The organism is Desulfomicrobium macestii (genome assembly GCF_014873765.1).
GTDB lineage: Bacteria > Desulfobacterota > Desulfovibrionia > Desulfovibrionales > Desulfomicrobiaceae > Desulfomicrobium > Desulfomicrobium macestii.
Genome location: NZ_JADBGG010000029.1, coordinates 26,504 through 39,339, shown reverse-complemented (window position 1 = coordinate 39,339; position 12,836 = coordinate 26,504). Strand labels below are relative to the sequence as shown.

Annotated in this window: 12 protein-coding genes; 9 read left to right on the top strand and 3 right to left on the bottom strand. The window is 60.7% G+C overall.

From position 1 onward, the window contains the following. Nucleotides 1-39 precede the first annotated feature (39 nt). A complete protein-coding gene (rfaD, locus tag H4684_RS15995; RefSeq protein WP_092189444.1) occupies nt 40-1,023 on the top strand; it encodes an ADP-glyceromanno-heptose 6-epimerase in 984 nt (327 codons plus the stop codon). A 154-nt stretch (nt 1,024-1,177) separates the two neighbouring features. Here the strand turns inward: rfaD and uvrA are convergent, their stop codons facing one another. Continuing rightward, nucleotides 1,178-3,919, bottom strand: coding sequence for an excinuclease ABC subunit UvrA (uvrA, locus tag H4684_RS15990; RefSeq protein ID WP_192624524.1), 2,742 nt, complete (start codon nt 3,917-3,919; stop codon nt 1,178-1,180). A gap of 128 nt (nt 3,920-4,047) precedes the next feature. Between uvrA and H4684_RS15985 the strand changes: the two genes are divergently transcribed. Both H4684_RS15985 and H4684_RS15980 read left to right on the top strand, forming a co-directional pair. Further along, complete coding sequence (locus H4684_RS15985; protein WP_092189440.1) at nt 4,048-4,620, top strand: flavin reductase family protein; 573 nt, start codon at nt 4,048-4,050, stop codon at nt 4,618-4,620. Between the two features lie 30 nt (nt 4,621-4,650). Beyond that, a complete protein-coding gene (locus H4684_RS15980) occupies nt 4,651-5,676 on the top strand; it encodes a GGDEF domain-containing protein (protein ID WP_161949027.1) in 1,026 nt (341 codons plus the stop codon). Nucleotides 5,677-5,766: 90 nt separating this feature from the next. Here the strand turns inward: H4684_RS15980 and H4684_RS15975 are convergent, their stop codons facing one another. Then, nucleotides 5,767-6,921, bottom strand: a complete 1,155-nt coding sequence (locus H4684_RS15975; RefSeq protein ID WP_192624523.1) for a glycosyltransferase family 2 protein — start codon at nt 6,919-6,921, stop codon at nt 5,767-5,769. Further along, nucleotides 6,903-8,390, bottom strand: a complete 1,488-nt coding sequence (locus H4684_RS15970) for a glycosyltransferase family protein (protein ID WP_192624522.1) — start codon at nt 8,388-8,390, stop codon at nt 6,903-6,905. The genes H4684_RS15975 and H4684_RS15970 overlap by 19 nt, the downstream gene beginning before the upstream one ends. A gap of 74 nt (nt 8,391-8,464) precedes the next feature. Between H4684_RS15970 and H4684_RS15965 the strand changes: the two genes are divergently transcribed. The 6 genes from H4684_RS15965 (at nt 8,465) to thyX (ending at nt 12,760) form a co-directional block, all read left to right on the top strand. Continuing rightward, the gene (locus H4684_RS15965; RefSeq protein WP_092189432.1) at nt 8,465-9,079 is read left to right on the top strand and encodes an RlmE family RNA methyltransferase; all 615 of its coding nucleotides are present in this window, start codon (nt 8,465-8,467) and stop codon (nt 9,077-9,079) included. A 19-nt stretch (nt 9,080-9,098) separates the two neighbouring features. Continuing rightward, nucleotides 9,099-9,839, top strand: a complete 741-nt coding sequence (locus tag H4684_RS15960) for a YebC/PmpR family DNA-binding transcriptional regulator (RefSeq protein WP_092189430.1) — start codon at nt 9,099-9,101, stop codon at nt 9,837-9,839. Nucleotides 9,840-9,848: 9 nt separating this feature from the next. Further along, complete coding sequence (ruvC, locus tag H4684_RS15955; protein WP_092189428.1) at nt 9,849-10,394, top strand: crossover junction endodeoxyribonuclease RuvC; 546 nt, start codon at nt 9,849-9,851, stop codon at nt 10,392-10,394. A 9-nt stretch (nt 10,395-10,403) separates the two neighbouring features. Then, entirely contained in the window at nt 10,404-11,000 is a 597-nt protein-coding gene (gene ruvA, locus H4684_RS15950) for a Holliday junction branch migration protein RuvA (RefSeq protein WP_092189426.1), read from the top strand. A 1-nt stretch (nt 11,001) separates the two neighbouring features. Beyond that, nucleotides 11,002-11,976 (top strand): Holliday junction branch migration DNA helicase RuvB, encoded by a 975-nt coding sequence (gene ruvB, locus H4684_RS15945; RefSeq protein ID WP_092189424.1) that lies wholly within the window; start codon nt 11,002-11,004, stop codon nt 11,974-11,976. A 103-nt stretch (nt 11,977-12,079) separates the two neighbouring features. Next, on the top strand, nt 12,080-12,760 hold the full coding sequence (thyX, locus tag H4684_RS15940) for an FAD-dependent thymidylate synthase (protein WP_092189422.1): 681 nt from the start codon (nt 12,080-12,082) through the stop codon (nt 12,758-12,760). Nucleotides 12,761-12,836: the final 76 nt, after the last annotated feature.

Sequence of the window (12,836 nt, the reverse complement as noted above, 5' to 3'; positions counted from 1 at the left end):
CGGGCTAGGGGCGGGTGAAGAAGATTTGAAGGGGGATTTATGATCATAATCACCGGCGGCGCGGGCTTCATCGGCAGCGCCATGGTTTGGGAATTGAACCGACAGGGATACAGGGACATCGTCGTGGTCGACAACCTGGCATCCACGAACAAATGGCGCAATCTGGTCGGGCTGGCCTATCACCGTTATATCCAGAAAGACAAATTCCTGGATTTGCTCAACACCAGGTATATGGAAGGCCGGATCGAGGCCGTGATCCACATGGGCGCCTGCTCCGCGACCACGGAAGCCGACTGCGACTATCTCATCCGCAACAATCTGGAATATTCCAAGGCCATGTGCCGCTTCGCCCAGGAGCGCAATGCGCGCTTCATCTATGCCAGCTCCGCCGCCACCTATGGCGACGGCAGCCGTGGCTTCGACGACTCGGATACCGCTATGGAAGGCCTGCATCCGCTCAACATGTACGGCTATTCCAAGCATCTTTTCGACCTCTGGCTCAAGGGCGACGGGCTGCTGGACCAGATGGCCGGGCTCAAATTCTTCAATGTCTTCGGCCCCAACGAATACCACAAGGACGACATGCGCTCCGTGGTCTGCAAGGCCTTCACCCAGATCCGCCAGACCGGGAAGCTGAAGCTCTTCAAGTCCTACCGCGAGGAATACGCCGATGGCGAGCAGCGCCGGGACTTCGTCTACATCAAGGATTGCGTGCAGGTCATCGACTGGCTGATCAAGAATCCGGACGTGGGAGGCATTTTCAACGTAGGCACCGGACAGGCCCGGACCTGGAACGATCTGGCGCGAGGCGTGTTCGCGGCCATGGGACGGGAACCGCAGATCGAATACGTGGACATGCCGGACAACCTGCGCGGCAAATATCAGTACTACACCTGCGCCGACCTGACCAAGCTCGCCGGTCGCGGCTGCGATGTGAACTTCAGGCCGCTGGAGGAAGGGGTGACCGACTATGTGCAGAACTATCTGATGCAGGCCTATGCACATCTGACGTCAAGATACTGATTTCTTTCGAATTGAAACAGAACGGGCGGCCTGGGATTTCCCCGGCCGCCCGTTCTGTTTTCGTGGCGATGCGCTCTGATTTTGCGGCGTGTCGATTGAGGCCCGTGCAGGCTGCTCCATGACCTGCGCCTGGCATGGCCTTCCCGGTCAGGCTTTACAGCTCCAGGAAAGGCCCCGTGACCGAGCCGGGGTTGTTTGTGAGGTCCTCCGGCGTGCCCTCGGCCACGATGAGGCCTCCGTTTTCTCCCCCGCCGGGCCCAAGATCGATGACATGGTCCGAGGCGGCGACCACGTCGAGATTGTGTTCGATGACAATGACCGAGGCTCCCTTGTCGACCAGGGTGTGCAGTACGGAGATGAGCTTGCCGACCTCGTGCATGTGCAGGCCGGTGGTCGGTTCATCAAGGATGTACAGCGTCCCCGGCAGGCTGCGTTTGCCGAGCTCGCGCGAGATCTTGATGCGTTGGGCCTCGCCGCCGGACAGGGTCGTCGCGGGCTGGCCCAGACGGATGTACTCAAGGCCCACCTCCTCCAGCACGCCGAGTTTGCGTTCCAGGGCCGAATGGTTGGCGAAGAATTGCCGCGCCTGTCTCACGGTCATTTCAAGCACGTCGGCAATGGACTTGTCGCGGTACAGGATGTCCAGGGTCTCGCGGTTGTAGCGCCTGCCTCCGCAGACCTCGCAGGTCACGAAGACGTCGGGCAGAAAATGCATCTCGACCCGGATTTGTCCGTCGCCCTGACAGGCTTCGCAGCGGCCGCCGCGCACGTTGAAGCTGAACCTGCCGACGTTGTAGCCGCGCTTCTTGGCGTCCTTGCTTCCGGCGAAGATGGCCCGGATTTCGTCGAAGATCTTGGTGTAGGTGGCCGGGTTGGAGCGTGGGGTGCGGCCGATGGGGCTCTGGTCGATGGAAATGATTTTTTCCACGGCTCCGGCGCCTTCGATGCCGCCGATGGTGCCGGGGTTGTCCACCTTGAGCCCCTGGGCCAGGGCCAGATGCTTGTAGAGCGAGTCCATGACCAGCGAGCTTTTGCCCGAGCCGGAGACTCCGGTGATGCAGACCAGGGTGCCCAGCGGAAAGCGGGCGTCGATGCCGCGCAGGTTGTTCGTGGTCACGCCGCGCAGGGTGATGGCCCGGTCCGAGGTCCTGCGTTTGGCGGGCCTTGCGATGCGCAGTTCGCCGCGCAGGTATTTGCCGGTCAGGCTTTTTGATTTTCCCACCAAATCCTCGGGAGATCCGGAAAAGACCAGCTCCCCGCCCAGAAAGCCCGAACCGGGGCCCAGTTCCAGCACGTGATCGGCGGCGCGGATGGTCGGCTCGTCGTGTTCGACCACGAGCACCGTGTTGCCGCGCCCCTGAAGCTGGCGCAGGGTGTTGATGAGGCGTTGGTTGTCGCGGGGGTGCAGGCCGATGCTCGGCTCGTCCAGAACGTAGGTCACCCCGACCAGCCCCGAGCCGAGCTGTCCGGCCAGGCGGATGCGCTGGGCCTCGCCGCCGGACAGGGTGGTCATGTTCCGGGCCAGGTTGATGTAGTCGAGCCCGACGTTGACCAGAAATTCAAGCCGGTGCCGAAGTTCCTTCAGGAGCGGGGTGCTGATCTCCACATTCACGCCGGAGAAGTGCAGGCCTTGCAGCCAGCTCAGGGCCCGGGTGATGGGCAGCGAGCAGAAGTCGAAAATGTTCAGGCCGTCGATGCGCACGGCCAGGGATTCGGGCCGCAGGCGTGCTCCGTGGCAGGACGGGCAGGCCATGGTCTGACGGTAGCGGGACAGTTCGTCGCGCCAGATATGTCCGAGACCTCCGCCCTGTTCGAGAAAATGGATCACCCCCGGCCACGCAGCGTCCCCGTGGAACAGGGCGTGCCGGGCCTCGGGCGTGAAGTCATGCAGCGGTGTGTCCAGGGCAAAGCCGTGTTTGAGCCCCAGTTCCTTCAGGTCCTGGACGTGACGCTCGAAAGCCCGCCCCTTCCAGGGCAGGATGGCGCCCTGGCGCAGGGACAGCCCTCCGTTGGGAGCGAGCAGCAGCGGTTCGTAGTATTCGACGGCTCCCAGTCCCGAGCAGTGCGGGCAGGCTCCCTGCGGGCTGTTGAAAGAGAAGAGCTGGGGGCTCGGCTTGGGCAGGCTGATGTTGCATTTGGGGCAAACGGCGTCAGTGGAGAAGAAGATGTCTTCGCCGCCGATGATGGAGACGATGATGCGCCCCTCGCCGGACTTGAGGCCCAGTTCCACGGAGTCGGCCAGGCGTTTGCGCATGTCGGGTTTCAAGACCAGACGATCCACGACCAGGTCGATGTTGTGTTTCAGGTTTTTGGCCAGTTCCGGGACCGGATCGAGGTTTGTCACCTCGCCGTTGATTCTGGCGCGGACAAAGCCCTGGGTCTTGAGCTTCTTGAAGAGATCGGCGTGGGTGCCCTTCTTGTGATCGATCAGGGGCGCCAGAAGCATGAATTTCGTCCCTTCCGGCAGGCCGAGGATGCGCTCCATGATCTCGTCGCTGCTCTGGGCCGCGATGGGCACGCCGCAATCCGGGCAGCAGGGCGTGCCGAGGCGGGCATAGAATACGCGCAGAAAATCGTAGATTTCCGTGACCGTGGCCACGGTGGAACGCGGGTTCTTGGACAGGGTCTGCTGTTCCAGGGATATGGCAGGGGTCAGTCCCTCGATGAGGTCGATGGCCGGCTTGTCCATTTGCGGCAGGAACTGGCGGGCGTAGGCGGACAGGGATTCGACATAGCGTCTCTGCCCTTCGGCGTAGACGATGTCGAAGGCCAGGGTGGACTTGCCCGAACCGGAAGGGCCGCAGACCACGACCAGTTTGTCGCGGGGGATGTCCAGGGTCAGGTTCTTCAGGTTATGCTGACGCGCGCCGGCGATATGTATGACTTTGGTGTCCATGAAGTCTCTGTTGTGAACGGTTGAAGGATGACATTTGACTTGCGGGATGCTTCTTATAACCATATGAGAATGTCTGACAAGTGGCAGGAAAAATGCAAGATGAATATTATTGTATTACGGAGATGGTGATGAAAATTTCTCTTGGTGCGAAAACGCTGGCCCAGCCTGCGCCGTTATGGATTGTCGGTTCCTATGATGAAAAAGGCAATGCCAACGCCATGGCTGCTGCCTGGGGCGGAATATGCTGTTCCAAGCCGCCATGTATCACCGTCTCCCTGCGTGAAGACCGTCACAGTTATGCATCCATCTTGGCGCGCCGTGCGTTCACCATCAGCGTGCCTTCGGTCGCGTTCGCGGCGCAAGCCGATTATTTTGGCATTGCATCGGGAAAAGATGTGGACAAGTTCGCGGCCACGGGTTTGACCCCGGTGCGTTCGGAACTGGTCGACGCCCCCTATGTGGGAGAATTTCCGCTGGTGCTCGAGTGCACCTTGCTGCGCACCGTGGAGCTTGGCATGCATATCCAGTTCATTGGAGAAATCGTCGATGTCAAGGCGGATGCGGAGGTCCTCGACGAGAAAGGCTATCCCGACGCGGCCAAGGTCATGCCGATCATATTCACCCCAGTGACCAGGGCCTATCACACCGTGGGCGAATATGTGGGGCAGGCGTTCGAGATCGGACGCTCCTTCGGAGAATAGAGCGAGCAGTCAACCAAAATGGATCGAACAATGAGCATGCAGCAGGAAAACTTCTTTTGTTCGCACGAGGTTGTAAATTCACTCATAAAGGCGGGAGTGCCGTCCAATTCCAAGTGGGGCGCGCTCATTCTCTATATGCGCTCCATTTCGGAATACGATTTTCTTTCAGCCGACCAGAAGCGCCAGATGCAGACCCTGGTCATGAACATCGTGCGCGACGGGGATTTTTCCGACGCCAAGTTCAAGGATGTAGTGCGCCGCAAGGAACAGATCCTCTATCAGCCCTGGAACAAGAAGCTGGAGGAGACCTTCCGCGAGACCGTGGCCCTCATCGAGCATGTGCGCTCCCAGAATCTCATGCGGACCAAGGAGGTCCGGGATCTGCGGGAGACGACCATCCATACCGTGACCGAACAGAACGCCCTGGAAGATATCGTGCTTGGCATCAAGGCGGCCTTCGAGAAGGTGCTCACGCACATGGAGCAGGACACCCGGGACCTGGTCGAGATGAGCTATACCGACTCCCTGACCAAGCTCAGCAACCGCCGGGCCTTCGACCGCTACTATCAGACGACGCTGCTCGAATACATGGTCACGGGCAACCCCATGAGCCTCCTTTTTCTCGACATCGATCATTTCAAGGATTTCAACGATTCCTACGGCCATCGTATAGGGGATCAGGCCCTGGTCACCGTGGCCAGCAAGCTGACCGGCTACGCGCAAAAGTACGGCACCATGCCCAATCGCAGCTTTTTTCCCGCCCGTTTCGGGGGTGAGGAGTTCGTGGTCGCCTTGCCCGGTGTCGGGCTTGCCGAGGCGGCGGAAGACGCGGAAAACCTACGCACCATCATCGAGGACTACAACTTCATCATCCGCGATCACAACGGGCAGGTGTTGCAGAAGGGAATCAAGATCACCGTGTCCATCGGCGTGGCCGAGCTGAAACGGAAGTGGGCCGACGAGGCGGGAGCCAGGCTCATCGACGAGGCCGACAAGGCCATGTACCGGGCCAAGGGGCGAGGGAGAAACCGGGTCTGCACCATGAACGAGCGCTGATTGCCTTTTTGGGGATCTTCCCGCCAGAATTCCGCGAAATTTCCCGGCGGAAGTTTTTATTTGCGCCGCGCCGATGATGCGTTTTGCTGCTCAGCTTCGGCGCGTAGATGGGCAAAAGAGTTCGTCCTCGTAAAATGAAAAATCATAGTTCAAGGATTCTTCCTCGGCGAGCATGGACGGTACTCCCGACCTGTTAAGCCAGTCATATACCCCGCTGGGTTCTATCGCCCGCAACGCTTCGAATGCTTGCGACCATGGATTTCGTTGACTCGGCTCCCATCCCGGAACCGGCGTCTGTCCCAGTTGGGCCAGGTCTGAACGAAGAAGCGCGTACATGAGCGGGTATTGCCTGACGATACTGGAAAGCTCGGACCACCAGGCGGCTTTCTGGACGGATGCCTGGCGATTATTGAGAATCAAGTGGTCCAATACGTCCAGGACAATGAAGCTGGCATAGAGCATCTCGATGTAGATGAACAAAAGCTCTTCACGTTCAATGGAAAATTTCAGTCTGTCGGCATGGGGTGTTATCAGTGCGTGCTGGAGATACCTCGGGATGTCCTGCTGTTGTTCCGCTTCTTTTTTGATGGGGGCATGGCACCATTTCCAATAGCGCTTGAGCATCGCAATTCTATTGATGCGCCTGATTTGTCGTGCCCTGGCCTTGGCATCGATCCACAATTTCATGCCCCGTTGCCTGATCTTTTGACACAAGAAATGATCTTCGCAAACGTTGCGATGGTGGCCCGCCATGCCTTCGCACTGTTCCCAGATTTCCCGGCGCATCAGAAACGCGTTTCCCGGGATGAAATCGACTGGTCCCGTTATTTCCAGATTGTGATTGTCGCCGAAATACCGCTGGAATCTGGACACGAGATCGTTGCCAGACAAGTAGATGACCGGGCCCGAAACCATGCCGATATCCGACTGCTGAACGTGCGCCAGATTGGTTTCAAGCCAGTTTGGCGAAATCCTGGTGTCGCAGTCCATGGCCAGGAGGAAGGGGGAAGATCCTGCCGAGATGGCTTCATGTTTTGTCACGGTTATGCCGCGGTTGGTGTCGTGCCGAAACACCCGGGTGGGGATGGTGGTGGACGGTGGAGAATACGGAGTGGAAGATCCGTCGTCGAAGATGACTATTTCCGAGGGGCGATGCGTCCAACTGGGAATCTCATCCAGAAGGCCGTCGACAAAATGGCCGTCATTATAGGTATATGTGATCAGGCTTACGTCCAGGGGCTGCATGGATTCTCCGTGGTCGAGGATGAGGGGATGATATCGCGCGTGATGCTTGCCAGCCTGCGGCAATAGCCATGCTCTTCCAGGACATGCATTTGCCAGGCGCGGCGCAGATCTTCCTTGCGTTTCGGGTCGGCGGCCAGGGCGCGCAGGAGTTCCGCCGCTTCTTTCGGTGAGCTGAAGGTCACGGCCTGGGCCAGTTCCCGTGGAAAAATATTCATGCCGGGCGTGTTGTCCGTGAGCAGGAAGCCGCCGCAGGCCCAGACGTCGAAATGGCGCTGGGTCAGGCCTTGGGGCAGGAGCAGGCTGGTCAGGTTCAGGGAAAAGGACGCGTTGCGGTATGTATCGGCCAGCCCCGAGTAGTAGTCCACGGGGGGCTGGATGCTGGTTCCGGGCAGCAGGGCTTGCCACTGCTCGTCGCCGACAATCGTCAGGTCGATTTCTTTCGCAAGGGCGGCGAGACATTCCCGCCGCCAGGCGGCCGAAGCCGTTTCCGCGCCAAGGCCGATGATCCGCACGTCGTTTCCGGGCCACAACGCAAGTTCAGGCAGATGCCGGCTCCACCATCCGAAATGGGCCTCCCGCCCGGCCATGGCCAGGGCCCTTTTTTCCAGCTCCTGCGGGATGCGGCAGGCCGCGAAGAAGCGGTCCTTGTCCGGGAAAGCCGAGCGGCCGACAAAGGTCAGGTCGTTTCCTGAAGGGCAGGGCCGCCCGGGGGCAAAGAAGCGCGGGCTCGCGCCCAGAGGCAGATGCCGCACGTCTGCGCCCATGCCGCGCAGGGGCTCGACGAACCAGTCGTCGGTGACGTATAATGTCACGTCTTTCCAGAGCTGATTCTTCTGGCCGGTAAGCAGGTGCAGCGGGTTGTCCACGCACCATACGGCCATGGGAACGCCCGCGGCCTGCAGCAGGGCCTGATTTTCCCCGTACGGGTCCAGGCCGTGGAAGTTGACGCTCAGAAACAGGCTTGGGCGCTCCTGATCCAGCAGACGGCGCAGGTCTTGAGGCGAGAGGCTTGCCGGCAGGCGCCTGGAATCAAGACCCAGGTCCTTGGCCGCATGGGCCAGTTCCGGGATGATAAGGGCGTTTTTTGGTCCGGGCAGCCAGAGATTGCTGGCGGGCGGGATCGGCGGGGCAGGGTCGATCCTGGCCATCAGGGGCGCGAAAATGGAAGGAAAGAGGCGGCTTGCCGGGGCGTAATGGAGCACGCGCATGCCAGGCAGCAGGCTGTGCGCCTGCGCGAGGGTGACTTCTTCCCAGTCGGAAGGCAGGGCCGCATGCCAGGCCTCGGGCATCTGGCCTTCGATCTGCGGCACGCGCAGCAGCATGACGCGGCCCCTGCCGCCCGTATGACGGGCGCAGAGGCCGGGTTCCGGTCCGGGACAGGTGATGAGCAGGTCCTCGCCTTCGCCATGGAGATGAAGATATTGCTCTCCTGCGGGGAGCGATGTAGAAATCCCCAGTTCGTTTTTCAACTTTACACGTATGGGTCTGGCTGGCATGAAGGCGCTCGCTTGGGTGGTCGGGATGCTGCCCCGGTCATAAAAGCATGAAACAATACCGCGATTACTATTTCAAAAAGGCCAAGCAGGACAATTATCCTGCCCGCTCCGTATACAAGCTTCAGGAAATGGACAAGGCGCACAAGCTCTTGCGCCAGGGCCAGAAAGTGCTTGATCTTGGAGCCTGCCCCGGTTCCTGGACCCTTTACGCCGCCGAACGCGTCGGCGCGGGCGGTCGGGTGCTGGGCATCGACCTGAACATGCCGGATACCCGCTTCCCGGAACAGGTGACTTTCCTGCAGGAAGACATCTTTGCCCGCACTCCTCTTTTTCTCGGGCATTTGCAGGCGCTTGCCCCTTTCGACGTAGTCATGAGCGACATGGCCCCCAAGACGACGGGTTCCAAGTTCACTGATCAGGCCCGCTCCATCCAGCTGGTGGAGGCGGCCTTCGGCGTGGCCGAGGAATGGCTGGTTTCCGGCGGCACCTTCATTGCCAAGGTTTTCGAAGGTCCGGACGTGCAGCCCTTTGTGCAGTCTCTTAAAGTCCGTTTCGCCAAGGTCGGCATGTTCAAGCCCAAAAGCAGCCGGGCGGAGAGCAAGGAAATATTCATCCTGGGTTTGGGTTTTGTTCCCGCGGCCAGCGAGGCCCCGCCCGCATAACTTTTTTTTGGAGGATTGTATGGCAGGACATAGTAAATGGAAGAATATCCAGCACCGCAAGGGACGCCAGGATCTGAAGCGCGGCAAGATGTTCACCAAGGTCAGTAAGGAGATCATTCTGGCGGCCAAGGGCGGCGGCGATCCGGACATGAACGCCCGCCTGCGTGCGGCCATTGACGCCGCCAAGGCCGTGAACCTGCCCAAGGACAAGATCGAGACGGCCATCAAGAAGGGTACGGGCGAGCTGGCTTCCGAGGCCCTCGAAGAGATCATGTACGAAGGATACGCTCCTGGCGGCGTGGCCATTCTCATTGAGGCGGTCACGGACAACAGGAACCGTACCGTGGCCGAAGTGCGCCACATCCTGAGCAAGAACGGCGGCTCCATGGGCGCGGCCGGTTGCGTGGCCTGGATGTTCGACACGAAAGGCGTCTTTGCCTTCGACAAGGAAAAGTACACCGAGGACCAACTTCTTGAAGCCGGGCTTGAGGGCGGCGTCGAGGACGTGCTCGATGACGACGATTCCTGGCAGGTTCTGTGCGCGGCCGAGGATTTCCATAACGCCAGAAGCGCTTTCGAGGCGGCGGGCATCGAGATCATGAGCGCGGGGCTGAACCGCATCCCGCAGACCACGGTGGCCGTCGATGTCGAGACCGGCCGCAAGGTCATGAAACTCTATGACGCGCTGGACGACAACGATGACGTCCAGAACGTGTACGCCAATTTCGAGCTGCCGGCTGAACTCCTGGCGGAGATGTAGCCCGGCCGCATGGCAGTCGAACGCATCATCCTGGGCGTCGACCCCGGATCTCGCTGCATGGGCTACGGCCTTGTGCGGGAGCGGTCCGGGGTTTTGTCCCTGGTGGAAGCGGGTGTGGTGCGTCCCTCCGAAGAGGCCATGAGCACGCGCCTTGGCCTCATGTACGCGCGCATCTCCGAGCTTCTCGGCGTCCACGCCCCCAGCGCCGTGGCCGTGGAGAATGTCTTCTTCGCCCGCAATTCCGCCTCGGCCCTGAAGCTCGGCCAGGCGCGGGGAGCAGTGCTGGCCGCCTGCGGCGTGCATGGGGTGGAGGTCTTCGGGTACGAGCCCACCCTGGTCAAGAAGTCCCTGGTCGGTGCGGGGCGGGCGGAGAAAAGCCAGGTCTCGTTCATGGTCGGCCAGCTCTTGGGCGTTCGGCCAGACTGGGCCGAGGATGCGGGAGACGCCCTGGCCCTGGCCATCTGCCATTTGAACCATTTTCGGTTCATGGCTGCCGTCAGCGCCGGCCAGACCCCGGGCCGGACTACTGGTCAAGACGGGTCAACTCGTCTATAGCTCCCACACATGATAGCCTACCTTGAAGGAACAATCCTGCGCCGCGATGAAGAGTCCTGCGTCCTGTTTACGGCAGGGGGCGTGGGCTATCAGGTGCACCTGACCACGCAAGGGCTGTCCGTCCTTGGCTCCGGGGCCGAAGTGGCCCGGCTTTTCATCCATACCCTGGTCCGCGAGGACGCGCTCATCCTTTATGGTTTCACCTCCTGGGAGGAGCGGCAGGCCTTCGTGACCCTGCTTGGCGCGCCCAAGCTCGGGCCCAAGACGGCACTGGCCATGCTTGGCTGTTACGATGTCGCGGAGCTTGCGGCATGCATTGCCCGCGAGGATGTGGCCGCCCTGACCCGCGTGCCCGGCATCGGCGCCAAGACGGCCAAACGCCTGCTCCTTGATCTGAAAGACAAGCTTGTGGCCCGGCCGTCCCTCGGTCCGGGACGGACCGCGCCAGTGGTCTCGGCCGTTTCGGACTGCGCGGCGGCTCTGGTATCGCTTGGCTATGGGCGGCATGAAGTGGACGAGGTGGTACGAACCGTGTTCGAAAACGAGCCTGATCTGGATGCGGGCAGCGCCATCCGGCAGGCCTTGAAGATTTTTGCCGCCAAGTAGCATGATGCAAAACCCCAGCGAAGAGCATATCCGGCCCCGCACCCTGGACGATTTTATCGGCCAGGAGGATGTCCGCGGCAACCTGAAGATTTATCTGCAGGCGGCCAAGGAGCGTGGTCAGCATCTGGATCACTGCCTGCTCTACGGCAATCCCGGGCTGGGCAAGACCACCCTGGCCCAGATCATGGCCAGCGAACTGGGCGTGAACATGGTCTCCACGTCCGGGCCGGTCCTGGAGCGCAGCGGCGATCTGGCCGCCATCCTGACCAGCCTGAATCGGCACGATCTGCTCTTCATTGATGAAATCCATCGCATGCCGGCCGTGGTCGAGGAAATTCTTTACCCCGGCATGGAGGATTTCAAGCTTGACCTCATCGTCGGACAGGGTCCTGGCGCGCGCACGGTCAAGATCGAGCTTGAGCCTTTCACCCTGGTCGGAGCGACGACCCGCATCGGACTTTTGACCTCGCCCCTGCGCGACCGTTTCGGTGTCATCTGCCGATTGGAATTCTACAATCCTCGGGAGCTGTCGCTGATCGTGACGCGCGCCGCGCGCATCCTCGGCCTTGAGATCAGCCCTGACGGAGCTCTCGAGATCGGCAAGCGCTCCCGGGGCACGCCGCGCATCGCCAACCGCCTGCTGCGCCGCGTGGCCGATTACGCCCAGGTGGCCGGAAACGTGCTCATCGACGCGGACGTGGCGGCCAAGGGCCTTGATATTATGGATGTTGACTCGCGCGGTCTGGACATGATGGATCGCAAGATCCTCGAATGCATCATCGATCATTTCGGCGGCGGTCCCGTGGGCGTTAAAACCATTGCGGCGGCCTGCTCCGAAGAGGTGAGGACCATCGAGGATATCTACGAGCCCTACCTGATCCAGTGCGGGTTCCTGAAGCGCACCCCCCGGGGACGGGTGGTCACGCCCAAGGCCTACCAGCATCTCGACGGCGGACTCAAGCTGCGCGGCCAATAGTCCGGGGGGTGCTTTTTTGAGGCGGCAAGGACAATGCCCCGGCCGTGGGTTCTGTCCGGCATCTCTTTTTTGACCTGTCATCACCTTAGCCCAGCGAGGAGCCATGAAAGTCATTGATCCTAGTTTTTCCTTCATGCACCTGCCCGACGGCGAGTTTGTCCTGAGTCACCTCGAACTGGCCGCGCGGACATGTTACAAGTCCGAGGACAAGGCCAGTCCGGATTCGGCCCGCAAGCTTCTCTCCCGCATCGTGCGTCTGGGTCATGACAGTGTGCTGGAGCATATCAGCGTCACGGTGCGCATCGTCTGCGACAGGGGGGTAACCCACGAACTGGTCCGCCACCGCCTGTGCGCATTCTCCCAGGAAAGCACCCGCTACGCCAACTACGCCCAGGACAAGTTCGGCAGCGAAATCACCGTGATCCGTCCTTTTTTCTGGGCCGAGGATGACGCCCGCTACGCGGTGTGGCTGTCCGCCATGCAGGCTTGCGAGGACGCCTACCTGCGCCTGGTGGATGCCGGGGCCACGGCCCAGGAGGCCAGAAGCGTCCTGCCCAACAGCCTCAAGACCGAGATCGTGACCACGGCCAACATCCGGGAATGGCGGCACATTTTCAAACTGCGTTGCGACAAGGCCGCCCATCCTCAGATGCGCCAGGTCATGCTCCCGCTCATGAGCGCTTTTCAGCAGCGCATTCCCCTGCTCTTCGATGATTTAGGGGAGCGTTTTGCCGAACCCCTCGCCGAATTGGAATCCCAGGGTGCCGCCGCCCGCCTTTTCTGATCTTTTATACTGCTTGAGAGTACTTAAGGGCATGTTCAAGAAACGTGCCCTTTTTTTTTGGGGGGATGTGAGGAAA

What these genes read in the sequence shown, in the direction of transcription:
- H4684_RS15980 (WP_161949027.1), top strand. Translation starts at nt 4,651, where the DNA reads ATGAGCATGCAGCAGGAAAACTTCTTTTGTTCGCACGAGGTTGTAAAT.
- thyX (WP_092189422.1), top strand. Translation starts at nt 12,080, where the DNA reads ATGAAAGTCATTGATCCTAGTTTTTCCTTCATGCACCTGCCCGACGGC.
- rfaD (WP_092189444.1), top strand. Translation starts at nt 40, where the DNA reads ATGATCATAATCACCGGCGGCGCGGGCTTCATCGGCAGCGCCATGGTT.
- H4684_RS15975 (WP_192624523.1), bottom strand. Translation starts at nt 6,921, where the DNA reads ATGCAGCCCCTGGACGTAAGCCTGATCACATATACCTATAATGACGGC.
- ruvB (WP_092189424.1), top strand. Translation starts at nt 11,002, where the DNA reads ATGATGCAAAACCCCAGCGAAGAGCATATCCGGCCCCGCACCCTGGAC.
- uvrA (WP_192624524.1), bottom strand. Translation starts at nt 3,919, where the DNA reads ATGGACACCAAAGTCATACATATCGCCGGCGCGCGTCAGCATAACCTG.
- H4684_RS15960 (WP_092189430.1), top strand. Translation starts at nt 9,099, where the DNA reads ATGGCAGGACATAGTAAATGGAAGAATATCCAGCACCGCAAGGGACGC.
- H4684_RS15965 (WP_092189432.1), top strand. Translation starts at nt 8,465, where the DNA reads ATGAAACAATACCGCGATTACTATTTCAAAAAGGCCAAGCAGGACAAT.
- ruvC (WP_092189428.1), top strand. Translation starts at nt 9,849, where the DNA reads ATGGCAGTCGAACGCATCATCCTGGGCGTCGACCCCGGATCTCGCTGC.
- H4684_RS15985 (WP_092189440.1), top strand. Translation starts at nt 4,048, where the DNA reads ATGAAAATTTCTCTTGGTGCGAAAACGCTGGCCCAGCCTGCGCCGTTA.
- ruvA (WP_092189426.1), top strand. Translation starts at nt 10,404, where the DNA reads ATGATAGCCTACCTTGAAGGAACAATCCTGCGCCGCGATGAAGAGTCC.